The 25,474-nt window shown below is 68.6% G+C and carries 18 protein-coding genes; 13 read left to right on the top strand and 5 right to left on the bottom strand.

Annotated elements, in window-relative coordinates:
• Positions 1 to 3: 3 nt before the first annotated feature.
• The 9 genes from AC1DK4_RS08270 to AC1DK4_RS08310 all read left to right on the top strand — a co-directional run bounded on the left by AC1DK4_RS08270 (position 4) and on the right by AC1DK4_RS08310 (position 10,811).
• On the top strand, positions 4 to 1,899 hold the full coding sequence (locus AC1DK4_RS08270; protein ID WP_441613432.1) for a dipeptide ABC transporter ATP-binding protein: 1,896 nt from the start codon (positions 4 to 6) through the stop codon (positions 1,897 to 1,899).
• Between the two features lie 53 nt (positions 1,900 to 1,952).
• The gene (gsiB, locus tag AC1DK4_RS08275) at positions 1,953 to 3,500 is read left to right on the top strand and encodes a glutathione ABC transporter substrate-binding protein GsiB (RefSeq protein WP_441613574.1); all 1,548 of its coding nucleotides are present in this window, start codon (positions 1,953 to 1,955) and stop codon (positions 3,498 to 3,500) included.
• Between the two features lie 169 nt (positions 3,501 to 3,669).
• The gene (gsiC, locus tag AC1DK4_RS08280) at positions 3,670 to 4,590 is read left to right on the top strand and encodes a glutathione ABC transporter permease GsiC (RefSeq protein WP_441613433.1); all 921 of its coding nucleotides are present in this window, start codon (positions 3,670 to 3,672) and stop codon (positions 4,588 to 4,590) included.
• Positions 4,591 to 4,602: 12 nt separating this feature from the next.
• The gene (gsiD, locus tag AC1DK4_RS08285; RefSeq protein ID WP_441613434.1) at positions 4,603 to 5,514 is read left to right on the top strand and encodes a glutathione ABC transporter permease GsiD; all 912 of its coding nucleotides are present in this window, start codon (positions 4,603 to 4,605) and stop codon (positions 5,512 to 5,514) included.
• Positions 5,515 to 5,529: 15 nt separating this feature from the next.
• On the top strand, positions 5,530 to 6,639 hold the full coding sequence (locus tag AC1DK4_RS08290) for a DmpA family aminopeptidase (RefSeq protein ID WP_441613435.1): 1,110 nt from the start codon (positions 5,530 to 5,532) through the stop codon (positions 6,637 to 6,639).
• Between the two features lie 29 nt (positions 6,640 to 6,668).
• The gene (locus AC1DK4_RS08295; protein WP_441613436.1) at positions 6,669 to 7,481 is read left to right on the top strand and encodes a M55 family metallopeptidase; all 813 of its coding nucleotides are present in this window, start codon (positions 6,669 to 6,671) and stop codon (positions 7,479 to 7,481) included.
• A 137-nt stretch (positions 7,482 to 7,618) separates the two neighbouring features.
• On the top strand, positions 7,619 to 8,425 hold the full coding sequence (locus AC1DK4_RS08300) for a hypothetical protein (RefSeq protein WP_441613437.1): 807 nt from the start codon (positions 7,619 to 7,621) through the stop codon (positions 8,423 to 8,425).
• A 127-nt stretch (positions 8,426 to 8,552) separates the two neighbouring features.
• Positions 8,553 to 9,632 (top strand): M14 family metallopeptidase, encoded by a 1,080-nt coding sequence (locus tag AC1DK4_RS08305; RefSeq protein ID WP_441613438.1) that lies wholly within the window; start codon positions 8,553 to 8,555, stop codon positions 9,630 to 9,632.
• A 93-nt stretch (positions 9,633 to 9,725) separates the two neighbouring features.
• Positions 9,726 to 10,811, top strand: a complete 1,086-nt coding sequence (locus tag AC1DK4_RS08310) for a phytoene/squalene synthase family protein (RefSeq protein WP_441613439.1) — start codon at positions 9,726 to 9,728, stop codon at positions 10,809 to 10,811.
• 175 nt (positions 10,812 to 10,986) lie between these two features.
• On the opposite strand, the gene AC1DK4_RS08315 is transcribed toward AC1DK4_RS08310, so the two are convergent.
• The gene (locus tag AC1DK4_RS08315) at positions 10,987 to 11,943 is read right to left on the bottom strand and encodes a GlxA family transcriptional regulator (protein WP_441613440.1); all 957 of its coding nucleotides are present in this window, start codon (positions 11,941 to 11,943) and stop codon (positions 10,987 to 10,989) included.
• A 109-nt stretch (positions 11,944 to 12,052) separates the two neighbouring features.
• Here AC1DK4_RS08315 and AC1DK4_RS08320 point away from each other — a divergent pair, with 109 nt between their 5' ends.
• Positions 12,053 to 12,364 carry a putative quinol monooxygenase gene (locus tag AC1DK4_RS08320; RefSeq protein ID WP_441613442.1) on the top strand — a complete coding sequence of 104 codons (312 nt, stop codon included), beginning with the start codon at positions 12,053 to 12,055 and terminating at the stop codon, positions 12,362 to 12,364.
• Positions 12,365 to 12,513: 149 nt separating this feature from the next.
• On the opposite strand, the gene AC1DK4_RS08325 is transcribed toward AC1DK4_RS08320, so the two are convergent.
• The 4 genes from AC1DK4_RS08325 to AC1DK4_RS08340 all read right to left on the bottom strand — a co-directional run bounded on the left by AC1DK4_RS08325 (position 12,514) and on the right by AC1DK4_RS08340 (position 17,521).
• Positions 12,514 to 13,641, bottom strand: coding sequence for a CaiB/BaiF CoA transferase family protein (locus tag AC1DK4_RS08325; RefSeq protein WP_441613443.1), 1,128 nt, complete (start codon positions 13,639 to 13,641; stop codon positions 12,514 to 12,516).
• A 23-nt stretch (positions 13,642 to 13,664) separates the two neighbouring features.
• Positions 13,665 to 14,648, bottom strand: coding sequence for a tripartite tricarboxylate transporter substrate binding protein (locus AC1DK4_RS08330; protein WP_441613444.1), 984 nt, complete (start codon positions 14,646 to 14,648; stop codon positions 13,665 to 13,667).
• Between the two features lie 79 nt (positions 14,649 to 14,727).
• Positions 14,728 to 15,909: an acyl-CoA dehydrogenase family protein gene (locus tag AC1DK4_RS08335; RefSeq protein ID WP_441613445.1), complete on the bottom strand. Its 1,182-nt coding sequence runs from the start codon at positions 15,907 to 15,909 to the stop codon at positions 14,728 to 14,730.
• A 58-nt stretch (positions 15,910 to 15,967) separates the two neighbouring features.
• Positions 15,968 to 17,521, bottom strand: a complete 1,554-nt coding sequence (locus tag AC1DK4_RS08340) for an AMP-binding protein (protein ID WP_441643454.1) — start codon at positions 17,519 to 17,521, stop codon at positions 15,968 to 15,970.
• A gap of 105 nt (positions 17,522 to 17,626) precedes the next feature.
• Here AC1DK4_RS08340 and AC1DK4_RS08345 point away from each other — a divergent pair, with 105 nt between their 5' ends.
• From AC1DK4_RS08345 to AC1DK4_RS08355, 3 genes are all read left to right on the top strand, one after another.
• Positions 17,627 to 18,517, top strand: coding sequence for a LysR family transcriptional regulator (locus AC1DK4_RS08345; RefSeq protein WP_441613447.1), 891 nt, complete (start codon positions 17,627 to 17,629; stop codon positions 18,515 to 18,517).
• Between the two features lie 180 nt (positions 18,518 to 18,697).
• Positions 18,698 to 19,891: a M48 family metalloprotease gene (locus AC1DK4_RS08350; protein WP_441613448.1), complete on the top strand. Its 1,194-nt coding sequence runs from the start codon at positions 18,698 to 18,700 to the stop codon at positions 19,889 to 19,891.
• Complete coding sequence (locus tag AC1DK4_RS08355) at positions 19,888 to 25,431, top strand: AAA domain-containing protein (protein ID WP_477131465.1); 5,544 nt, start codon at positions 19,888 to 19,890, stop codon at positions 25,429 to 25,431. Before AC1DK4_RS08350 ends, AC1DK4_RS08355 begins: the two co-directional genes overlap by 4 nt.
• The last annotated feature ends 43 nt before the right edge of the window (positions 25,432 to 25,474 follow it).

Consider the following 25,474-nt stretch of genomic DNA (forward strand, 5'->3'; position numbering starts at 1 on the left):
CAAGTGGCTGCAGCATCCTCTTCCAAGTCGGGCATCGTCCTGCCACCGCAGCGGGTGGTTTCCGTCAACGATCTCACCGTGCGCTTTTCCACCTCGGAACGCACCGTGGAGGCCGTGCGCAACCTCAGCTTCCACGTCGACCGCGGCGAGACACTGGCCGTGGTGGGCGAATCCGGCTCGGGCAAATCGGTGACCTCGCTGGCGCTGATGCGGCTGGTCGAGCATGGCGGCGGCAAGATCGCCAGCGGCAGCATGGAACTGCGCCGCCGCAACGGCCAGGTGCTCGACCTCGCCAGCGCCGACAGTGCCACCATGCGCGGCGTGCGCGGCAGCGACGTGGCGATGATCTTCCAGGAGCCGATGACCTCGCTCAACCCGGTCTTCCCGGTGGGCGAGCAGATCGCCGAGTCGATCCGCCTGCACCAGGGCAAGAGCCGCGCCGAGGCGCGCGCCGAAGCGCTGCGCATGCTGGAGATCGTGCGCATCCCCGAGGCGCGCCGCGTGCTGGACCGTTTCCCGCACCAGCTCTCCGGCGGCATGCGCCAGCGCGTGATGATCGCCATGGCGCTGTCGTGCAAGCCGGCGCTGCTGATCGCCGACGAGCCCACCACCGCGCTCGACGTCACCATCCAGGCCGAGATCCTGCAGCTGATCCGCAATCTGCAGGCCGAGATGGACATGGGCGTGGTCTTCATCACCCACGACATGGGCGTGGTGGCCGAGGTGGCCGACCGCGTGCTGGTGATGTACCGCGGCGAGAGCGTCGAAGAGGGCGCCTCCGAGCAGGTCTTCGCCAGGCCCGCGCATCCGTACACGCGCGCGCTGCTGTCCGCCGTGCCCAAGCTCGGCGCCATGCGCGGCACCGACTGGCCGGCCAAGTTCCCGCTGGTGCAGCTCGACCAGGGCGAGCCGCCCGCGCCCGAAGTGCCGCAGGACACGGTGCCGGCCGGCGCTTCGCCGATCCTGCGCGTGCACGACCTGGTGACCCGCTTCGACGTGCCGGGCGGCCTGCTGGGCCGCGTGGCGCGCCGCGTGCACGCCGTGGAGCGCGTGAGCTTCGACCTGTACCCGGGCGAAACGCTGGCGCTGGTGGGCGAATCGGGCTGCGGCAAGTCCACCACCGGCCGCTCGCTGCTGCGCCTGGTCGACAGCCAGAGCGGCACCATCGAATTCAACGGCCAGGACATCAGCCAGATGAAGGGCGGCGCGCTGCAGACCCTGCGCCGCAATATCCAGTTCATCTTCCAGGACCCGTTCGCCTCGCTCGACCCGCGCGTGCCGGTGGGCTACTCGATCATGGAGCCGCTGCTGGTGCACAAGGTGGCCAGCGGCAAGCAAGCCGAGCAGCGCGTGGCATGGCTGCTGGAAAAGGTGGGCCTGACCGCCGCGCATGCGTCGCGCTACCCGCACGAGTTCTCGGGCGGCCAGCGCCAGCGCATCTGCATCGCGCGCGCCCTGGCGCTGAACCCCAAGGTGGTGGTGGCCGACGAGTCGGTCTCCGCGCTCGACGTTTCCATCCAGGCGCAGATCGTCAACCTGATGCTCGACCTGCAGCGCGAAATGGGCATCGCCTTCCTGTTYATCTCKCACGAYATGGCGGTRGTGGAGCGCGTGAGCCACCGCGTGGCGGTGATGTACCTGGGCCAGATCGTCGAGATCGGCCCGCGCCGCGCGATCTTCGAGAACCCGCAGCACCCGTACACCAGGAAGCTGATGTCGGCGGTGCCGATCGCCGACCCGGCGCGCCGCCACCTCCAGCGCGAGCCGCTGTCCGACGAGATTCCCAGCCCCATCCGCGCGCTTGGCGACGAGCCGCTGGTCAAGCCGCTGGTGGCCGTCGCCGGCAGCAACGCCTCCCGCCATTTTGTCGCCCGGCACGCCATCGGCGGCGCCTACTGAACCGAACCGAAGTGAACCAACGCATTTCCCAAGGAGAATCCAAGATGACCCGGATGATGACCCGATTGGCCCCTTCCAAGCTGATCGCCGGTGGCCTGGCCCTGGCCGCGCTCGGCGCAGGCCCCGCCTTTGCCGCCAAGGACGCCGTGATGGCGGTGTACTCCACCTTCACCACGCTGGACCCGTACGATTCGAACGACACACTGTCGCAGGCCGCCACCAAGTCCTTCTACCAGGGCCTGTTCGGCCTCGACAAGGACATGAAGCTGGTCAACGTGCTGGCCGAAAGCTATGAAGCCAGCAAGGACGGCCTGACGTACACCATCAAGCTCAAGAAGAACATCAAGTTCCACGACGGCACCACTTTCGACGCTGCCGCCGTCAAGGCCAACCTGGACCGCGTCACCAACCCGGCCAACAAGCTCAAGCGCTACACGCTGTTCAACCGCGTGGCCAAGACCGACGTGATCGACGCCAACACCGTCAAGGTCACGCTGAAAGAGCCGTTCTCGCCGTTCATCAACGTGCTGGCCCACCCGTCGGCCGTGATGATCTCGCCCGCCGCGCTGCAGAAGTACGGCAAGGACATCGCCTTCCACCCGGTCGGCACCGGCCCGTTCGAGTTCGTCGAGTGGAAGCAGCCCGATCACCTGAAGGGCAAGAAGTTCGCCGGCTTCTGGAAGACCGGCTATCCGAAGATCGACACCATCACCTGGAAGCCGGTGGTGGACAACAACACGCGCGCGGCCATCATGCAGACGGGCGAGGCGGACTTCGCCTTCAGCATCCCGTTCGAGCAGGCCGCGGTGCTCAAGAGCAATCCCAAGGTGGACCTGATCGCCTCGCCGTCGATCATCCAGCGCTACCTGAGCCTGAATACCACGGTCAAGCCGTTCAACGACCCCAAGGTGCGCCAGGCCATCAACTACGCCATCAACAAGGACGCACTGGCCAAGGTGGCATTCGCCGGCTACGCCACGCCGTCCGACGGCGTGGTGCCCGCGGGCGTGGATTATGCCGAGAAGCTGGGCCCGTGGCCGTACGACCCGGCCAAGGCGCGCGCGCTGCTCAAGGAAGCCGGCTACCCGAACGGCTTCGAGACCACGCTGTGGTCCGCCTATAACCACACCACCGCGCAAAAGGTGATCCAGTTCGTGCAGCAGCAGCTGCAGCAGGTCGGCATCAAGGCGCAGGTGCAGGCGCTCGAGGCCGGCCAGCGCGTGGAGAAGGTGGAAAGCGTGCAGAAGCCGGAAGACGCCGGCGTGCGCATGTACTACGTGGGCTGGTCGTCGTCGACCGGCGAGTCGGACTGGGCGCTGCGCCCGCTGCTGGCTTCCGAATCGATGCCGCCCAAGCTGCTCAACACCGCCTACTACAAGAACGACCAGGTCGACGCCGACATCGCCGGCGCCCTGCGCACCACGGACCGCGCCGAGAAGGCACGCCTGTACAAGGATGCGCAGGAGCAGATCTGGAAGGACGCGCCGTGGGCCTTCCTGGTGACCGAGAAGGTGCTGTTCGCGCGCGCCAAGCGCCTGACCGGCGCCTACGTGATGCCCGATGGCTCGTTCAACTTCGACGAGATCGACATCAAGCAATAAGGGTCGCCGGCATGCGGGCGCGTCCGGTTCGCCGCCGCGCCCGTGGCCGGGCCCGGCAGTACCTCCGCAGTAACCCGGCAGTACAGCGCAGCAAGCCGTGCACGGCCGCCTGCCCACAGATGCGGGGGCAGGGCGGGCGGCCCGCGGTCTTTTATTTTTCCGGTGCATCATGCTGAATTACTTTCTCAAACGATTCCTGGGCGTGATTCCCACACTGCTGATCATGGCAGTGCTGGTCTTCATGTTCGTCCACCTGTTGCCCGGCGATGCCGCCCGGCTCGCGGCCGGCCCCGAGGCCGACCAGGCCACGGTGGAGCTGGTGCGCCGCGATCTCGGCCTGGACAAGCCGCTGCCCGAGCAGTTCGTGCAATTCTTCTCGAACGCCGTGCGCTGGGAGTTCGGCAATTCGCTGCGCACCAAGCGCCCGGTCAGCGAGGAGATCGGCGACCGTTTCATGCCGACCCTGTACCTGACGCTGGCCTCGATGGTGTGGGCGGTGATCTTCGGCATGGTGATCGGTGTCACCTCCGCGGTCTGGCGCAACCGCTGGCCTGACCGCCTGGGCATGACGCTGGCGGTGTCCGGCATCTCCTTCCCGGCCTTTGCCCTGGGCATGCTGCTGATGGAAGTGTTCTCCGTGCAGCTGGGCTGGCTGCCCTCCATCGGCGCCGATTCCTGGAAGCACTACATCCTGCCCTCGATCACGCTGGGCGCCGCGGTGGCCGCGGTCATGGCCCGCTTCACGCGCGCCTCGTTCGTCGAGGTGCTGCAGGAAGATTTYGTGCGCACCGCGCGCGCCAAAGGCGTGGGCGAGTTCCTGGTGGTGGCCAAGCACTGCCTGCGCAACGCAATGATTCCGGTGGTCACCATGATGGGCCTGCAGTTCGGCTTCCTGCTGGGCGGCTCGATCGTGGTCGAGAAGGTCTTCAACTGGCCCGGGCTCGGGCGCCTGCTGGTGGACGCGGTCGAGATGCGCGACTACCCGGTCATCCAGGCCGAGGTGCTGCTGTTCTCGCTCGAGTTCATCCTGATCAACCTGGTGGTCGACGTGCTGTACACCGTCATCAACCCCGCCATCCGCTACAAATAAAGAGAGGCCGGCATGACCCAGCTTTCCACGCCCGCCGACGGCAACGCCGCCGCTCCCGCCACCGCCCAGGAGGCCGTGCGCACGCCCTGGACCGAGTTCTGGCGCAAATTCCGCAAGCAGCACCTGGCGCTGGGCGCCGGGGTGTTCGTGCTGCTGCTGGTGGCGATCGCAATCTTCGCGCCGCACCTGGTGCCCTATGATCCCGAGAATTTCTTCGACTACGACGCGCTCAACGCCGGCCCCTCGGCGGCGCACTGGTTCGGCGTGGATTCGCTCGGACGCGACATCTTCAGCCGCATCCTGGCCGGCGCCCGCATCTCGCTTGCCGCGGGCTTCTTCTCCGTCATCATCGGCGCCATCGTCGGCACCGTGCTGGGACTGCTGGCCGGCTACTACGAAGGCTGGTGGGACCGCATCGTGAGCCGCGTCTCGGACGTGCTGTTCGCCTTCCCCGGCATCCTGCTGGCCATCGGCATCGTCGCCATCCTCGGCAACGGCATGACCAACGTGATCTTCGCCGTGGCGGTGTTCAGCATCCCGGCCTTCGCTCGCCTGGTGCGCGGCAATACGCTGATGCTCAAGCGCCTGACCTATGTGGAGGCCGCGCGCAGCATCGGCGCCTCCGACTGGACCATCCTGATGCGGCACATCCTGCCGGGCACCATCTCGTCCATCGTGGTGTATTTCTCGATGCGCATCGGCACCTCGATCATCACCGCCGCCAGCCTGTCCTTCCTCGGGCTGGGCGCGCAGCCGCCCACGCCGGAATGGGGCGCCATGCTCAACGAGGCGCGCGCCGACATGGTCACCGCGCCGCACGTGGCGATCTTCCCCAGCCTGGCCATCTTCCTGACCGTGCTGGCGTTCAACCTGCTGGGCGACGGCCTGCGCGACGCGCTCGATCCGAAGATCGACCGCCGCTAAAGGCAGGAGCGCGGCATGGCCACCGACCTGATCCCGGACCTGATCCCCGGCCCGGTCCCGGACCTGGTACATATCGGCACGCTGCCCGCCGGCGCGCGCGGCACCATCGCCGACGTGCCCGGCGTGGCGGTGGGCCACTGCACGCTGGCGCAGGGCGCCTGCCAGACCGGCGTCACCGTGGTGCTGCCGCACGCCGGCAACCTGTTCGCCGACAAGGTGCCGGCCGCCGCCACCGTGCTCAACGGCTTCGGCAAGAGCGTGGGACTGGTGCAGGTGGAGGAGCTCGGCGTGCTGGAAACCCCCATCGCGCTGAGCAATACCTTCGCGGTGGGCGCGCTGGCGCAGGCGCAGATCCGCCAGGCCATCGCCGCCAACCCGGAGATCGGCCGCGCCTGGCCCACGGTCAATCCGCTGGTGTTCGAGTGCAACGACGGCTACCTGAACGATATCCAGGCCATGGCCGTGCAGGAGGCGCACTACGCGCAGGCCTGCGCCGCGGCCGCGGTGGAGTTCGCGCAGGGCGCGGTCGGGGCGGGGCGGGGCATGTCCTCGTTCGGGCTCAAGGGCGGCATCGGCTCGGCCTCGCGCCAGGTGGAGCAATATCATGTTGGCGCGCTGGTGCAGTCCAACTTCGGCATCCTGCCCAACTTCACGGTGGCCGGCGCGCGCCTTGGCGGCGTGCTGGCCGCGCGGCTGCAGGCGCAGGCCGGAGTGAAGACGCAAGGCGGGCCCGAGAAGGGCTCCATCATCATGATCGTCGCCACCGATGCCCCGCTCGACGCGCGCCAGCTGCGCCGCCTGTCGCTGCGCGCCGGTGCCGGGCTGGCACGCACCGGCTCGGTGTTCGGCCACGGCTCCGGCGACATCGCGCTGGCATTTTCCACGGCCTACACCGTGCCGCAGCAGGCGCACGCGCCCATGCCGGCACTGGCCATGCTGCATGAAACCCGGCTCGATGCCTTGTTCCAGGCCGCTGCCGACAGCGTCGAGCAGGCCATCCTGGGCGCGCTGTGGCAGGCCGAAAGCGTGACCGGGCGCGACGGCCACCGCCGCACCGCGCTGCGCGAACTGATGCCCGAATTGCCGCAATGGCTGCAGCGCCATGCGGCGACACCCACCAACTGATTATCCGCACAGAACCGCACCAGACCGCGATGAAGATCCTGATCTCCACCGATATCGAAGGCGTCGCCGGCGTCTTCCACGCCGAGCAGGTCCGCGCCGGCAATGGCGAATACGAACGCGCCCGCGCGTGGATGACCGCCGAGGCCAACGCCGCGGTGCAGGGCGCCTTTGCCGGTGGCGCCACCGAGGTACTGGTCAACGACTCGCACGGGGGCTTTCGCAACCTGCTGCCCGACCAGCTCGACCCGCGCGCCCGCCTGGTGCTCGGCAAGCCGCGCTATCTCGGCATGATGGCCGGCGTGCAGGGCTGCGACGGCGTGTGCATGATCGGCTACCACGGCCGCGCCCAGAGCCGCGGCATCCTGGCCCACACCATCAACAGCAGTGCCTTCGCCCGCATCTGGCTGGCCGGCCAGGAAATGGGCGAGGCCGGTTTGTACGGCGCGCTGGCCGGCGAGTTCGGCGTACCCGTGCTGATGGCCAGCGGCGACGATGTCTTCGTCGAGGAAACGCGTCCCCTGATGCCCTGGGTACGCTACGTGCGCACCAAGGAAGCCGGCGGCCACGGCAGCGGCAACACGCTGTCGCCCGGKGCGTCGCGCGAAGCCATCGCTGCGGCGGTCCAGCAGTCGGTGCGCGAAGCCGGCGGCCGGCCACTGCGCATTCCCGGCCCGGTGCAATGCCGCCTGCAGACGCAGAGCCCGGCCTACGCCGACCTCTTTTGCCAGTGGCCCACGCTCGAACGCGTGGACGGCGTGACGCTGGTGTTCGAAGCCGCCTCGGTACAGGCGGCGGTGCGCATGCTCAACTGCCTGTCGGCGATGTCGTTCATGTTGAAGTAGGGCGCGCTGGCCCGGCGGGGCGCGATGGTGGACAATGGCGGCCTGGCCGCATGGCCAGGTCCCGGAGCCAGGTGCGACCAGCCGGGCCGTTACGCAACATTCCACCGCGCCGCGCGCCGGCAGGCAAGCGCTGATTCATGACCGCAGTCAACAGCGAAAGCTGGACCCCCGTACGCAAGGATTTCGTCGACCCGGCCACGCGTTGCCACCAGCATGTGGGGCGCGCCCGGCATCACGGCTTCGGCAACGGGCAGGCGTATATCCTGCGCGACGCGCAGGGGCACGAGCACCCGTTTGGCGAGGACTGCGCGCGCGCCGTGCTGGCCGAGCCGGGCTTGCTCGACCTGGTGCCCGACTACACCGAGCGCGACGCCGGCTCGCCGGTGCCCGCGGCGACGCCGCCGTCGGCGGATGAATTCGAGCTGACCGCTCCGGTCGCGGCCCGGGCGCGCCGCCCCGGTGGCAAGCGTGACGCTGCCGCCGACGCCGCCAGGCGCCGCGCGGAGGCCCTCCGCTATCTCGTGCTGCGCATGGAAAAGGTGGCCGGCGTGCCCCGCGTGCAGCCTACGGTGCGCTTCCCGGCACTGGAGGAGGTCTACCAGGCCTACCTGGAGGCCGGCGAGCTGCCCGAGGCCCAGGTCAGGCGCATCCTCGCCATCGAGCGCAGCGCTACCACGCCGCCCAAGCTCAAGAGCGTGAACCTGCTGGATGTGTACACCGCGCACGTCAAGCTCGAGCGCGTGATCCGCGAATCCAACCGCCTGGAGCAGCAGCGCTTCCTGCGCAGCATCCATGACTGGCTGGCGCGCCACCTGGTGCTGTCGGCAGCACAGATTGCCGCGGCGGGCATCGAATTGCATCCGCACGCCTTCCGCTCGCCGCTGTTGCGCGAGGCCGGCCAGGACAAGGCTCGACCGGACAAGGCCCGCGCGGACAAGGGCTAGCCCGCCAGCCGGGCTGGCCGCGGCCTCGCGCATGGCCCGGGATGCCTGCCCTGATGGCAATAGCCGCCGAGTTGGCGTTTAATAGCGGCACCCCCCACACTTCTCGCCAGGCGCGAAATCCGCTGTCATGTCCCTGCATACCAGCTTTTCCCGCAGTTATGCCGAAGCCAGGCAGAAATTCCGCGAGGTCGCCCGCTCGGCCGGCGCCGCGCTGACGGATTTCCCGCATCCCACCAAGCGTGGCTGCGCGGACGAGGAGCTCGCCATGGATGTCGCCTGGGTGGGCGATGCCGAGGCCCGGCGCTTCCTCATGGTCACTTCGGGCATGCACGGCGTGGAGGGGTATTGCGGCTCCGGCGCGCAGGTCGCGCTGCTCGGCGATGCGGACCTGCTCCGGGATTTCGCCGATGCCGGCGTGGCGTTGCTGATGGTGCACGCCGTCAATCCCTACGGTTTCTCGCATATGCGGCGTGTCAACGAGGACAACGTCGACCTCAACCGCAATTTCATGGATTTCACCGGGCCGCTGCCCGAGAACGCGCCCTATGCCGAGGTGGCACCGATGCTGCTGCCCGGGCACTGGCCGCCGTCCGAGAGCGACCAGGCCGCGCTGATGAAGACCGTGGCCGAGAAGGGCCTGCCCTGGTACCAGGCCGCCGTGAGCGCGGGCCAGTATCACGCGCCGGAGGGCCTGTTCTTCGGCGGCAGCAAGGCCACCTGGAGCAACTACACCCTGCGCCGCGTCCTGGCGCGCTTTGGCGCCGGCCGCGAGGCGCTGCGCTGGCTCGACATCCATACCGGCCTGGGGCCCTGGGGCTACGGCGAACCCATCTACATGGGGCCGGACAAGGCCGAGCCGCTGGCGAAGGCGCGTGGCATCTGGGGCAGCAACGTCACCTCCATCTACGACGGCACGTCGGCTTCGCCCAATCTCAACGGCATGGCGTGGCTCGCCGTGCCGCAGACCCTGCCGGCGCTCGACTACAACGGCATCGCCCTGGAATTCGGCACCCTGCCGGTGAGCGAAGTCCTCGATGCGCTGCGCGGCGACCACTGGCTGCACGTGCATCCGGAAGCGGACGAAGGCCAGCGCAACCTGATCCGCCAGGCAATGTGGCACGCCTTCTACGGCGACGCCGACGACTGGCGCGAAGGCGTGGTGGAACAGGTGCGCGAGGCTGCCGTCAAGGCCCTGGCCGGCTGGTAGGGGCGCGCCAGCGGCAAGCGTGCGCCGTTGGTGCGCGCTTGCCGTATACAATTCGGCGGAGCCAAATCTGCCGGCACCGCCGCATCCCCGTCCATGCCAAATCCAACCCGGGCCTTTCTTCTGGGCCCGCTGCTGAAGGGCGTATCGCGTTCCTTCTATCTCACGCTGCGCATTCTCCCGGCCGGGATGCGCGATCCCATCGGCCTGGCGTACCTGCTGGCGCGCGCCGCCGACACGATTGCAGACACATCGCTGATCCCGCCGGCGCAACGGCTGGCCCTGCTGCTGTCCTTTCGCGACCAGGTCAACGGCGCCGCCGGCGATCCGGCGCTCATGCGCCGCATGACGGAGGAGGTCGCCGGCCAACAGCAGCAGTCCGACGAGAAGCTCCTGCTCGAATCGCTCGGTCCCGCGCTGGCGATCCTGCCCCAGCTCGGCGAGTCGGACCGGCAGGCCGTGCGCGGAATCGTGTCGACCCTGACTTCCGGCATGGAATTCGACCTGCGCACCTTCCCTGACGAATCCTCCGGCCGCATCGTCGCACTGCGGGAGATGGAGGAGCTGGACCGGTACACCTACCTGGTCGCCGGATGCGTCGGCGAGTTCTGGACCACGATGACCTACGCCCACATGCCGGGCGTCCTCAAGGGTGAATCCGGGACCATGCTCGAGCGGGGCGTGCGCTTCGGCAAGGCACTGCAGATGACCAATGTCCTGCGGGACTGCGGCAAGGACCTGCGCATCGGCCGCTGCTATCTCCCGGCGGTGGCGCTGGAGCGGCACGGCCTGAGTCCGCAGGATCTGCTGCAGGCGGGCAATTCCCTGCGCGCGCGGCCGCTACTGTTTGATCTGCTGCAACTGACGCTGCAGCACTACCGCGCGGCGCTCGACTACACGCTCGCGATTCCCGGGTCGGCGGTCCGCCTGCGGCTGGCTTGCATCTGGCCGATCGTCATCGGTCTTGAGACGTTGCTGCTGCTGGTCGACAACCCCGAGTGGCTGGACCCGGCGAAGGTCTCCAAGATCGGGCGCAAGAAGGTGTACCGGGTGATCGCCGGCTCGCTGCCGGCGGTCGCGTCGGATACGCTGGTGCGCGGGTGGGTGGAGCACCTGATGAAGCGGGTGGAGGCGCGCATGGCGCTGGCCCGCCAGCCTGCGTCGCTCACTGCGCCATCCTGAAATCGAACGATGGCGAGCTTGCGGATCGACATGGTGAGCACTCCTTGCTGACGCTGTTTGCGATGGCTGGAGTGTAGGCAGCCGCCACGCGCCGGATAAGAGGCGCCGCCCGCAAGGCAGTTTTCTGGTTTCGAGATCCATCGCGGGAGGTACGGCGCACGCCGGCGCTGGCCGCTTATGCCCGCAACTCCCGGATGCCCTTGCCCAGCCGCCGGCGCAGCAGCGTCCGCAGCGTGACACCGCTGGCGTAGCCCACCTGCTCGGCGACGCGGTCCACGCTGTGCTTGCTCGTTTTCAGCAGGTGTACCGCGCGCTCGATGCGCAGGTCCTGGATGTACTCGACCGGGGTCTTGCCCAGCACGTCGAACAGGCGCCGCGACAGGGTGCGCTTGCTGATGGCCAGCGCACCGGCCGCCTCGTCGAGGATGATCGCCGTATCGAGCCGCTCGCGCACCCAGCGGTCGAAGCGCTCCACCAGCGGATCGGCGTGCGCGAGGTGGTCGGCGATGATGTAGGCGGACTGTGACGTGCGCGAATCCACCACCAGGTAGCTGGCCACCAGCGCCGCCAGCTCGGGGCTGTTCTGCCGGATCAGCCACAACGCCAAATCGACATGGCTCAGCGCCGCGCCGGCGGTCAGCACGGCGCCGCTCGGCACCACGATGCGATGGGCGTCCAGGCGCACGGCGGGGTAGCGCTGTCGGAACAGCGGTGTCAGCCACCAGGTGGTGGTCGCCTCGTGTCCGTCCAGCAATCCGCTTTCCGCCAGCACGAAGGTGCCGATACATGCCGCGGCCATGCGCGCGCCGCCGCTCGCCCAGGTGCGCAGCAAGGCCAGCGCGTCGGCCACGTCGTCACGGCCGAGCGCGGGCACCAGCGCATCGGGCATCTTGGCGCCCAGCGCAGGCACGATCACCCAGTCCGGCGCGGGCGCCTCGGCGGCGGGCCGCACCGGCACCTGCATCCCGAGTCCGCTGTGCACGGTGGGGCGCACGCCGACCAGGGTGATGTCGAATCCCGGCGTCTGCACACCGGTCGCCTGCGCCAGCTGGTTGGCGGTGGTCAGGGCGTCGAGCACGGTGGCAAGTCCGGTATCGAACACGCCTTCCAGCACGAGAACGGCAATCCGCATGGCAGGATCGATATCAAAGTTGTCAATCGAGACAGTATTGGCGCGCAACGCAAGCTTGTAAAGTGGCATCACCGCGCGGCACTACCCATCCACCGACAGGAGTACCAAGATGATCAAGCATGCATTTTTCGTCCGCCTCGAAGCCAGGCCGGGCAAGGAGCAGGCGGTCGCCGATTTTCTCGCGGCCGGCCTCTCGATGGCCAACCAGGAAGCGGCCACGCCGATCTGGTTTGCCCTGCGGCTGTCGCCCACGACCTTCGGCATCTTCGATGCCTTCGAAACCGAAGAGGCCCGCCAGGCGCACTTGGACGGACCCATCGCCCAGGCCCTGATGGCGAACGCCGATACGCTGCTGGCCAAGGCCCCCTCCATCGAGCCCATCGACGTGCTGGGACTGAAGAACCGGGCCGCGGCAAGCTGACCGCCAGCGTGGCCGGAGCGGCGTCGCGCTGCGCCGGTCCGGCCGGGGGCATGACCGTTGCCTTGCACGATCCGGGCAACACCGCGACAAAGCCACCGGAGGGCGGTTGCAGCCGTTCTTGAAGCACCCGCCGCTCCCGCAGCGCAACCCTAGGCCTGTGGTGTGCCCTCGCCGCCGTGCGCGGCGTTGTGCTCGCCCAGCGCCGCCACGCGATCGTCGCTGGCCGGCAAGCCCAGCGAGAACCTGACCGGGAAGCCCAGCGTGATGGCGTCTTCCCCTGGCAGGGGGCGGATCATATTGCGCGCCTGCACGTGGGGGTCGGCAAACAACTCGCGCGCGCCCAGTGCGGGGGAGAAGGGAATATCGAGCGAGCCGAACACTTCGGTCCACTCTGCCAGGGTCCTGGCCAGGAAGATGCCGGCGAGCAATCCATGCACTTCCTGCTTGTGCTGCTGGCGCCCGGGGCGCGAAGCGAAACGGCTGTCGAGCAGGGCCGGAAACGCCGCGCCGAGTGCGTCGCACAGGTTCAGCCAGAACTTGTTCTCGAGAATGCCCATGGCGAGATGGCGGCCATCGCGTGTGGCGAAGATGTCGTTCTCGGGCATGACGGTCGGCGATGCGTGGGGCTGTGCCTCGTAGTCGCGTGCCGCCCATGCGCCATGGGCTGTCCAGGACAGGACGGCGTCGTGGATGGACACATCCAGATGCTGCCCGCGCCCATGCTGCCGCGCGCTCATCACGGCCACGGCCAGGGCCAGCGCCGCGTAGCCGGAGGCGGCGTAGTCGGAGATGCGGGCGCGCGGCCGGGACACCTTGTCCTCGACCTGCACCGGCACCGACCAGTAGCCGGCCAGCGCGAGGTAGTTCAGGTCGTGGCCGGCGTGGTCCGCGTAGGGCCCGGTCTGGCCGAATCCCGAGATGGAGCACAGCACGATGGCCGGATTGACTTCGGCGAGGGCGTCATAGCCCAGGCCGAGCCGTTGCATCACGCCGGGGCGGAATCCTTCCACTACGGCATCCGCATTGCGCACCAGCTCCAGGAACGCGGCGCGCCCTCCGGCGGATTTCAGGTCGAGCGCGTGGGAGCGCTTGCCGCGGTTGAACTGGGCATACACGGCAGGGCCGAGCTGGCGGGAGGTATCGCCCACGCCAGGCTGCTCGACCTTGATGACGTCGGCGCCAAGCTGCATGAGCAGGCTGGTGGCGTGGGGGCCCGGCAGCAGCTGGCTGATATCGACGATCTTGACGTCCTTCAGGCAGGACCACTCTGGTTTCATGATCTGGTTTGCTCCCATGTGCTTCAGCTGAGATCGCCGCTCATGCCGATCGACTGGATCAGCTTGCCGTAGCGGGTGGTATCGGCAGTCACCATGCCGTTGAACTGGGCGGGCGAAGCGCTGCGGCGCAGCTCCCCCGCGTTGGCCTTGAGCTGTGCGTCGAGGCGCCCGCCGGCCTGCAATGCGGTGACGGCCGTGAACAGCCGCTGGGTCAGCTCGGCGGGGAAATGCGCAGGCGCGAACAGGCCGCTCCAGTTGTCGATGACCACGCCGGGCGGCAAGGCCTCGGCGAGCGTGGGTATCGCCGGGAAATACACCGAGCGCGCGGCCGACGAGACCGCCAGCGCGCGGATCTGCCCGTTGCGCAGATACTGCGTGGCCGTGCTCAGTACCGGCATGCCGAATTGGGTCTGGCCGCCGAGCATGGCGGTGATGATCTCGGTGGCGCCCTTGTACGGGATATGGACCGCCTCGGTGCCGGTCTGGTGCAGCAGCGCCTCGACCGCCAGATGCGCGATGCTCCCCTTGCCGCCCGAACCGTAGTTGAGCTTGCCGGGGGCGCGCTTCATTGCCGCGAACAGCTCGGCGGCCGTCTTGTAGGGCGCATCGGCGGGCACCACGAGCGCGGTCGGGCCGCCGGAAAGCGCGGCGATCGACGTGAAGTCGCGCGCGGGGTCATAGGGCATGCTGCGGTACATATGCACGTTGATGACGTGCGAATTCGCCAGAATGCCCAGCGTGTACCCGTCCGCGGCGGCGCGCTTCAATGCCAGCGCGCCGATCACGCCGCCGGCGCCGGGCATGTTCTCGACGACCAGCGGCTGGCCCAGTTGCGAGCCGAGCTCCACCGACAGGGTCCGCGCGATATTGTCGGGCGCGCTGCCCGCCAGGAACGGTACGATCAGCCGGATGGGGCGGCTGGGGTAGGGCGCGGCGGATCGCGCCGGCGTCCAGATGGTGCTCAGGGCAGCCGCGCTTGCGGTGGCAAGCCAGGATCGGCGGTTCATGGGTGGTCTCCGTGCAACTTGCGCAGTATTCCTGCGCCGGTCTTTGTCAAACAGCGGTCTTGCCGGGCAGCGGGCCCGCTCAAGCCTTCGCCTGCATGGGTTCGAGGATCGCGCGGGCGATGGTGTTGCGCTGGATCTCGCTGGTGCCGGTAAAGATCCGGAACATGCGCAGCTTGCGGTAGGCCTGCTCGACCGGGTGGCCGCGCGTCACGCCTACGTTGCCGTGGATCTGCACCGCCTTGTCGGCCACCTCGAAGCAGCGCTCCGAGACAAACAGCTTGCACGCCGCAGCCTTCATGCGCAGGTCGGCGCCGCCATCGGCCAGCATGGCGGTCTGCGCGATCATGCTTTCGCAGGCCCACAGCGCGGCCGCCATGTCGGCCAGCATGTGCTGGATCGCCTGGAATCGCGCGATGGGCCCGCCGAACTGGCGGCGCCTGCCGGCGTACTCCACCGACGATGCATAGACCTTGGTCGCCAGCCCCAGCATGGTGGGGCAGTGCAGCAGCCGGTTGACATTGATGCGCGACATGCCGAGCTTGAAGCCGTTGCCCTCGCCGCCGAAGATGTTGGCGCGCGGCACCCGCACGTTCTCGAAGCGGATATCGGCGTCGATATGCTGGCCCGACATCGGCACGTAGTCGGTATTGACCGTGACGCCGGGCAGGTCCAGGTCGACCAGCACGGCGGTGATCGCCGGCGGCGAGGCGGCCGCGTCGGTGACGCACATGACGATGGCGAAATCGGCAAACGGCGCGCCGCTGATGTAGTGCTTGTGGCCGTTGATGACCAGCTCGTCGCCATCGGCGACGGCGCTCGTGGTGATGCTCTGCGCGTCCGAACCCGAATGCGGCTCGGTGAGCGCGAAGCAGGTTGATTTCTCGCCGCGGATCACCGGCTGGAAGTAGCGCGCCAGTTGCGCGGGCGTCGCGTACTTGAGCATATTGCCCACGCGCGGCGGGCCGCCCAGGTCTCCCAGCACATGCGGTGCCAGCACGGCGCCGCTGACGGCGAGGTCCGCCTTGAGCGCGCACTGCTCGGCGATGTTCAGGCCCTTGCCGCCCAGTTCGGCGGGCAGGCAGGCCGCATAGAGTCCCAGCTCGCTGGAGCGGCGCCAGACGCCGCGCAGCACCTCCTTCGGCCAGGCGTCTTCGGAGCCGAGCCCGAGTTCCTTCTCGAGCGGCAGCAATTCCTCTTCGATATAGCGGCGGATGCCGGCGCGGGTCTCGGCCAGCACGGGGTTGCTCAGGTTATCGAACATGCCGTTCTCCTTGGATGTCGCATTGACTGGTTGACGAATTGACTGGTTGACCGGTTGGCTAATTGACGCGGCGGGCGACACCCTGCCAGTACTGTTCACGCACCAGCTTGCGGGCCAGCTTGCCGCTGGCGTTCTTGGGCAGCTCGCCAACGAAGTCGACGGAGCGCGGCGACTTGTAGTCGGCGATGCGCGCGCGGCAATGGGCGATGAGGTCGGCCGCGCTTGCCTGCCGGCCGGGCCTGAGCGTCACCACCGCCTTGACGCTCTCGCCCCAGGTGTCGTCGGGTACGCTGATCACGCAGGCTTCCAGCACGTCCGGGTGCAGGTACAGGGCCGCCTCGACCTCGGTCGGGTACACGTTGAAGCCGCCGGAGATGATCATGTCTTTCTTGCGGTCGACCAGGTAGATATAGCCTTCCTCGTCGACGCGGGCGAGGTCGCCGGTGCGCAGCCAGCCGTCGACCAGGGTTTCGCGGCTCAGCTCCGGCTCGCCCCAGTAGCCCTGGAAGACGTCTTCGCCACGGATGATCAGCTCACCGATCTCGTCACCGGCCACTTCCTGGCCGTGGTCGTCGACGACCCGCACCTCCGTTTCCCCGAGCGCGCGCCCGCAGGAGGCCAGCCGCTGCGGGCGGCGCGCCAGCGCATCCGCATGGTCGGCGGTCGACAGCCGCGTCACGCCGGAGGTGGATTCGCTGGCGCCGTAGCCCTGCGACAGGACCGGGCCGATGCGCTCCCACGCTTCGCGGATACGCGCCGGCGCCATGGGCGCCGCGCCATAGGCCAGCGTCTTGAGGCTGCCCAGATCGGCGCTGGCCAGCGTCGGCTCCGCCAGCAGCATATTGATCATGGCCGGCACCATGAACACATGGGTGATGCGCAGCCTGGCGACCTCGGCAAGGAAATGCGCGGGCTCGAACTTGTCGAACAGCACCAGCGTCGCGCCGGCATACAGGTAGGGCTGCATCAGCATGCCCGAGGCATGGGTGACCGGCCCGATCAAAGCCAGGCGGTCGCCCGGCCGCGCCGGCTTGTCCATGCCGAGCAGCATCTTGCGCAGCGCCGCCAGGCGGTTGCCGTAGCTCTGCATGGCGGCCTTGATCTTGCCGGTGGAGCCGGAGGAAAAATGCAGCACGGCGAGGTCGCCAGGGGCCGGCGCGATCTCCGGTGCGGTCGTGCCGCCGGCGGCCAGGAGCGACTCGTAGTCGCCATAGCCGGCGGCGTGGCCGCCGATCGAAATGAAGGTCTCGACCGAGCCGAAGCCCGCCGTGGCGGGCGAGTAGCCTGTGTAGCCCGGTCCGGCGAGCAGAACGCGCGGCGTGCAGTTCTCCACGACGTCGGATGCCTCGGCCGCGGTGAAGCGCGGGTTCAGTGCCGCCTTGACGAGTCCGGCCTTGTACAAGGCGCATTCGATCTCGACCAGTTCGGTGCGGTTGCGCGACTGGACCGCCACACGGTCGCCCCGGGCCAGGCCAAGGCCCAGCAGCGCGTTGGCCAGGCGGGTCGAGCGCTCGTCGAGCTGGCGGTAGGTCAGCACGCGGTCCTGGTACAGCACGGCGGCGTTGTCGCCCCAATACCGTGCGGCACGGCGAAGGAAGAAAGCGAAGCTCATCGGTGTCTCCGTAGTCGTAGTAGTTCTTGAGCACAGTCTGTAAGATGAGAGGCATCACTACAATGCTGCGTTGGCTATAAAGTCATAACCAACTGGAATGCCGAGATGGAGACAAGGGATCTGGAGTACGTGCTGGCCGTCAGTGCCCACGGCGGCATCGGGCGCGCCGCGGAAACGCTGGGCATCAGCCAGCCGGCCCTGAGCAAGGCCGTGCAGCGGGTGGAGGCGCAGATCGGCCTGCCCCTGTTCGAGCGCACCGCCAACGGCATGGTCCCGACGCAGGCCGGCGTGCAATTCATGGAGCGCGCGCGCCGGATCCGCCTGGAGTACGACGATGCGATCAAGGAAATGCAGGGGGTACGCACGGGCGAGCAGGGCATCCTGCGCCTGGGCTATTCGCCCTCCATGCCCAATGCGCTCGTGCTGGAAGCCTGCCGGCAACTCGTCAGGGAACGGCCGGTGGCGAAGCTGCGCCTGCGCCGCCGTCTTGCGCGGGAGCTGATGGACCTTCTCATCGCAGGCGAACTGGACCTGGCCGTCGCGCCGGTACCCATGCAGCGCGCGAGCGAGTTCGCGGTACAGGAACTGTTCGACGACCGGCTCGTCGTGGTGGCCGACGAAGCCCACCCGCTGCAGCGCCGCCGCAAGCTGACGCTGGCGGACCTGGCCCGCGAGGAGTGGCTGCTGCCGGAGCCGCATATCGTATTGCGGCAGCTGGTCGACGCGGCCTTCCGCGAGCGCGGACTCGCCGGGCCGAACCTGCGGATCGAAACGGACTTCGGCAGCGCGTCGCTGTTCCACCTGATGCGCGGCACGCGCATGCTGAGCATATCGGGCGGGGGGGACGAGGCCATGCTGAACGGACTGCATGCGCTGGACGTGGGCGTCGAGGAACTGGACCTGCGCCGGCGCGTGGGCGTGATCACCCGGGCTGGCGCTTATGTCTCGCCGCTTGCGCAGCGGATGAGCGCCTTGCTGGCGGAGCGCAGCCGTTGATGGGGGTGCTGATGACCGTGTTGATGATGGCGCGGGGCAGACCGCGGCGGGCAGCGGCGCCGGCCCCGCTTTTGTCATGGCAGCGGATCGGGTATCTTCGTGGCTTGAGGCGCAGGCCCCTTGCCGTTGAATGACGATGCGGCAGGCCGCGCCAGACTTGGCTATAAGGAAATCGACGGGATGGATTCAGCTTTGCCGGACGCCAGTGCACTGGTCCCGCTTCCCTATCACCTGGCCGTGGTTGACTACCTGAAAAGCCAGGAGCCCGATGTGTGGGCGTGGGCGAGTTCCTTCAAGGTGCGGGACGAGCATGTGGCCGAGGTCCGTGCGCACCTGTTGCGCGATACCTACCGTCTCGATGCCGCGGCGCATCCGGAGGTGCACGCAGCGCTCGGCCTGGTGATGCAGCGGCTCGGGATCTCCGCGCCGGCCAGCATCTACCAGTCGGGCGGGCAGCAGATGAATGCCTCGCTGTTGTTCGTGCCGGGCGAAGTCCATGTGATCCTGCAAGGGCCGGTGCTCGAACACCTGACGCAGGAAGAATTGCTGGCCCTGTTCGGCCATGAACTGTCCCACTACCTGCTCTGGTCATGCGACGAGGGCGCCTTCCACACCGCCGAGCGCATCCTCAACGATGCGATGGCGGCCGCGGCCTCCGCGGCGAGCCACCACGAGACCGCGCGGCGCTACTACCTGCATACCGAGCTGTTCGCCGATCGTGGCGGTGCGGTGGCGGCGGGCGCGGTCGCCCCGGCCGTGTCCACGCTGGTCAAGGTACACACCGGCATTGCCAGCGCCGATGCCGCCGCGTATCTGCGGCAGGCCAGCGAGGTCGACGCCGCCGACGCCGGCGCGACCGCGGCGGCAACGCATCCGGAGACCTTTATCCGGGCGCGGGCGCTCGACCTGTGGTGGCAGGGCGCGGGGGACCTGAACGCATGGCTGGAGCGCAGGCTGCAGGGGCCGCTGGCGCTGGACAGGCTCGACCTGCCGGGCCAGCTCAGGCTGGCGGCGCTCACGCGGGGCTTTCTCACTCACTTCCTGGCCGATGGCGCATTGCGTACCGAGGCGGTGGCCAACCAGGTGCGCGCGCTGTTCCCCGACTGGTCGGCCACCGAGGCGCCGGCGGCATTGTCCGCCTTCGAGAGCGCGCAGGTGGATGACAGCGTGCGCCACTACCTGAATGCGCTGATGCTCGACGTCGCCCTGGTGGATCCGGATATCCGCGATGCCGCGCTGCTGCATGCCGCGCGGACCGCGCGCACGCTGGGCACCCTCGAGGCACTGCAGCTCAACCTCAAGCGCGATGCCCGTTTCGGCAAGCGCGACCTGGACAGGCTGAACAAGCAACTGGCGAAGGCAACAGACGCATGAATGACGTGGCAGATGCAGCAACAGGCGAGCCCAGCTCGTTCCGGTCCCTGGTGGATGCGCAGGACGGCGCCGCCCTGACCACGGACGATGTGCTGGTGCTGGTGCTTCCCTTGTTCGGGGAGGTCGCGAGGCTCCATGCCGAAGGCAGGGTGGCGACGCTGGACGCGGGTTCGGTCGTCCTGGGCGAGTCCGGCGCGCTGCAGCTGCGGCAGCCGGGCGGCGAGCGGCCGAGGATGGACATCGGCGCCGTGCATCGCGTGCAGCCGCAGCCCGGCTCGGCGCTCAATATCGTCGGGGAGTTGCGCAAGTCCTCGGACGCCGGCACCGGCGAGAAGATTGCCGATCTCGATGTGCAGCCGGACCTCGAAGCGCCCATTTCGCGTCCGGTCTACCTGCCGGGCCTGGCGAGCTGGGAGATCATGGTCGGCCACCACGACGAGATCACCGACATCTTCCGCCTGGGGCTGATGCTGGCATGCCTGGCGTGCGGCCTGGACTTCGACGATGCGCACGATGTGGAGCGGTTCGCCGCGCACCGGCGCAACCTGTTCCAGCTCAACGACCGGCTCAATCCGGTGGTGGCCAGCGTCATCGTGGAGATGACGGCGCTTAACCGCCACGAGCGCGCCACCGACCTGTCGGGCCTGGCGCGCAGGCTCCAGGCGTGGCGCGACCAGCCGGCCGCGCTGGACATCGAGCGCGCGCTGGCCGGGGCGACGGGCCTGGCGCCGCGCCGCACCGCGGTCCTGTCGCATCTGCGCGATCGCCTCTTCGATCTCTCGCGCCGCAACCGCCTGCTGCATTTCCGGCCCGGCGTGGCCACCGTGAACCTCACCGTGGCGAGCGTGCCGATGATGCTCCAGGTCGAGAGCATCCGGGCGGAGCATATCTGCACCTGGGGCGGCCCCTTCGCCGCCGACGTTGCCTCCGGCAGCGCGGTGAACCTGCATCACTGGCTGCGCTTCGAGGACCAGCCCTACCTGCCGGTAGCGCTCGACCGCCTGATCCAGGAAACCCGGCGCGACCGCGCCGAGTACGGCTTCGGCAATCTGCGGCTGGTGGTGGCGTTCCTGCGCTGGCACAACCTCAAGGAGGCGCCTGAAGAACGCATCACCACGCCGCTGTTGTGGATGCCGGTCGAGCTCACCCGCAGGAAGGGCGTGCGCGACCAGTACGTGATCCAGTGCGAGGACGCCGAGGCAGAGTTCAACCCGGTCCTGCGACACTACCTGCGCCAGCTCTACGATATCCGGCTGCCCGCCACCGTCGACCTGCAGAAGACCACGATCGCGCAGGTGCACGCGGACATCCTGGCCCAGATCCGGCAGTCGGAGCCCTCGGTGGAGCTGCGCCTGCTGGAAAAGCCAGCCATCAGGCTGGTGCGCCAGAAAGCCATGCAGCGCATGCAGCAGTTCCAGCGCCGGCGCGGCGCAAGCCGCGCGCCGCGCGCGGGGCTGGCCAGCCTGCCCGACTACAGCTATGACCCGCAGGACTACCGTCCGCTGGGGCAGGCGCTGTTCGAGTCGCTGGTGCGGCCGAGCCCCTTGCCGCAGCGTTTCCAGGCCGGCGCCATGCCGGTGGCGGGGCCGCGCCATGCCCGCATGGCGGAAGCGCCGCCGGCGGAAGAGGCCGCAGGGGCAGCAGAGGCAGCAGAAACCGAACAGGTCGGCTACGCGCTGCAGGAGTCCGAGGGGCACCGCTATGCGTGGGACCTGGACCTGACCCAGGTGACGCTGGCGAACTTCAACTATCGGAAGATGTCGCTGGTGCGCGATTATTCGCAGTTGCTGGAGGAGCAAGCCAGCAATCCGGCATTCGACCGGGTGTTCTCGATCGAGCCGCGGGAAGTCGACACCGGGGCGGTGGCGCCGATCGCCATCCGCGACCAGTGGAACGTGGTGCCTTCCGACGCGACGCAGAACGCCGCCGTCAGCCTGGCCCGCAGCCAGCGCAGCTTCATCATCCAGGGGCCGCCCGGCACGGGCAAGTCGCAGACCATCACGAACCTGATTGCGGACTACGCGGGGCGCGGGCTGCGTGTCCTGTTCGTCTGCGAAAAGCGCGCCGCGCTGGATGTGGTCTTCCATCGCCTGAAACAGAGCGGGCTGGGCGAGCTGTGTTGCCTGATCCACGATTCGCAGACCGACAAGAAGGCATTCGTCACCGATCTGCGCGCCTGCTACGAGCGCTGGATCGCGCAGCCGCACGACAGCGAACGGCTGCGGGACCAGCGCAACGAGACCCTGGCCACGCTGGAACGGCAGCAGGCGCGCATCGAACGTTTCGAACAAGCGATGGCGGACCTGCCAGCGTCGCTGGGCACCACGATCCGGTCGCTGGTGCGCCGCCTGGCCGAATTGCCGCCGGCCCCGGCCGCGCCCGACCAGGCGCAGCGCGAGCTGCTGCCGTCCATGGCCACCTGGACCAAGCACCGGGACCTGGCCCAGCGCCTGCATCGCAGCCTGGTGGAGCGCTTTGGCGTACGCAGCCTGGCCGAGCATCCGTTTGCCCGGCTTGCGCGCGGATTGCTCGATGATGAGCGCGCCTTCGGGCGGGCCAGGCAACTGGTGGATGAGTGCGAAGCCCTGTTCGACCAGCTGGATGCGGTGCTCGACGATACCGCCCGCCTGGCGGACGGCGGCACCTCGCTGACGGATGCATTGGCCATTGCGCAGGAAAGCCGATGGCTGCTCGACCATCACCTGGCCGGCCACCTGGTCCTGCTGGATGCAGGCTCGCCGGCGGCCACGGAGCTGGCAGGCGCGCGCGCGCAGCTCGAGCAGAAGACCGCGGCGCTTGCCCAGGCTGCCACCGCGACCACGCAGTGGCGCGACAAGCTGAGCCCGGACGACACGGCTTCGGCGCTGGACCTGGTCCGCAGGCACGAGGGCTCCCTGATGCGCTGGCTGCAGCCGGCGTGGTGGCGGCTGCGCGCGGAGCTCAAGCGCCGCTATGATTTCTCGCGCCATGCGATCCACCCCGGCTATGCCAAGGTGCTCGCAGCACTGGCGGCGGAGCAGGCCGCCGCCGCGGCGCTCGCGCAGGCGGACGCTGCCTTCCATGCCCGCTACGGCGTACCCTCCATGCCATCGTTCCTGCAGGCGCTGGACGAGCTGCGGCAACGCGTCGCCTCGTCCGGCATCAGCCGTCGCCTGGCCGGGCACTTGCGCAATGCCGTCGACCCGGTCGTGGCCGCGCAGGCCGAAGCATCGATGCAGCAAGCCCTGGAAAAGCTGGCCCAGCGCGTGCGCGCGGGCCTCGCCGTTGCCGATGCGGCCACCCTGGACGACCTGGCCGAGCTGTTGCGCGACCTGCGCGAAGATCTGGAGGAACTGCCGGACCTGCTGCCGCTCTTGCGCGCCACGCACGCCGCCGGCGCGGCATACGCCGGGGCGCTGCAGACCCTGCCTTACGCACCGGCCGAGCTGGAGGCGCTGGTGGCCGACGAGGCGCTCAAACGCCTGGAGCGGCAAGCGCCGGAGCTGGCCCGCTTCGACGGCGCGGCACTGGCTGCGGCGGCGCGCGGCGTGGCCCACGGCGAGAAGAGCGTGCTCGAGCAGAACGCACGCCAGGTGCGGGCGACCTTGCATCGCCAGTTCAGCGAGCACGTGCGGCAGTCGTCGCTGTCGGCCACCCAGCTCGATCCGGCCGGAAAGGAATTCAAGAAACGCTATGCCACCGGCCGCCGGGAGCTGGAGCACGAGTTCGGCAAGAGCATGCGCTACCGCTCCATCCGCGACCTGTCCGACGACGAAACCGGCCTGGTGATCAACGACCTGAAGCCGATCTGGCTGATGAGCCCGCTCTCGGTGTCGGATACGCTGCCGCTCTCGCCGGATCTGTTCGACGTGGTGATCTTCGACGAGGCAAGCCAGATCCCCACCGAGGAAGCCGTGCCGGCGCTGAGCCGCGCGTCGCAGGTGGTTGTCGTGGGCGACGAGATGCAGCTGCCCCCGACCAGCTTCTTCTCGGCTGCCGGCGCGGAGGACGCGGACGAGATCATCGTCCAGGAAGAGGGCGAGCGGATCGCCATCAGCCTGGATGCCGACAGCCTGCTGAACCAGGCGGCGCGCAACCTGCCCGCGACCCTTTTGGCCTGGCACTATCGCAGCCGGCACGAAACGCTGATCAGCTTCTCCAATGCGGCTTTCTACGAGGGGCGCCTGGTCACCATTCCCGACCGCATGCTGGAGCAGGCCGGCCAGGCGCCGGCCGATGCCCGCTTCGATGCCGGGGACCCGGTCATTGCCGGCGTGGACCATGTGATGGCGCGCCCGGTCAGTTTTCATCGTATCGACGACGGCGTCTACGCGCAGCGGCGCAATGTGCCGGAAGCACGCTACATCGCCGCCATGGTGCGCGAGCTCCTGCGGCGCGGGACTGGCCTGAGCATCGGCATCGTGGCCTTCYCGGAAGCCCAGCAGGGCGAAATCGAGGCAGCGCTGGAAGTGCTGGCGCTGGAGGATGCGGATTTCGCGATGCGGCTGGAGCGTGAATATGTGCGCGAGGACGAGGACCAGTTCAACGGCCTGTTCGTGAAGAACCTGGAAAACGTACAGGGCGACGAGCGCGACATCATCATCCTGAGCATCTGCTATGCCCCGGGGCCGGACGGGAAGATGCTGATGAACTTCGGCCCGATCAACCAGCGCGGCGGCGAGAAACGGCTCAATGTCATCTTCAGCCGGGCCCGCCACCGCATGGCCGTGGTCTCGACCATCCATGCCGAGGCGATCACCAACGTGCATAACGATGGCGCCGCGGCGCTGCGCGCGTTCCTGCAGTTCGCCCACGCCAGCGCGCATGGCGAGTCGGAGCGCTCGCAGCTGGTGCTGGGCGGGCTCAATCCCGGCGCCAAGGGCGCTTTTACCCGGGCGGCCCCGGAGGATCCGGTTCGCCGCGCCATCGCGGCGGCGCTGCGCGCGCGCGGGCACGACGTGCATGAGCATGTGGGGCGATCGCGCTTCCGGTGCGACCTGGCCATTGCCGATGCGACCGGCGGGCACTATGCGCTGGCGATCCTGCTGGACGCGCCCGATGCCGAGGTGCCCGACGCGCGGGAGCGCTACGTGTTCCGGCCGACCATCCTGCGCAATTTCGGCTGGCGCGTGATCGACATACCGGGCAAGGACTGGATACGCGATCCGGAAGCCGTGCTGTCGCGCATCGAGGCCAGTCTCGCCGGCACTGTCGGGGAGGAAGAAGAGGCGCCGCCGGATGCCGAAGCGGACGACGGCCCGCCGTCCCCCGGTGGCGCAGGCGCGCCGGATCCCGCCCGGGTCTCGCCGGCGCTGCCTGGCGAGGCTGCCGGACCCGGCGCATCCGCTACGTCCCTGGTCCGTCGGTTTCGCTTCGAGCAAGGCAGCTCGAGGAAGTTCTGGCGCATCTCGGTGAGCGCAATGGAAATGACGGTGAGCTATGGCCGTATCGGCACGAATGGCCAGTCTGTCCTGAAGGTGTTCGACACGCACGAGAGGGCCCGGCGTGAAATGGACAAGCTGGTCGACGAGAAACTGAGAAAGGGCTACGAGGAAGAGTAGGGCCCGGCGCCGCGGCCCATGGCCATGCGAGGCATGGCCATGA

The sequence above is a fragment of the Cupriavidus sp. 05N38 genome, assembly GCF_056397345.1.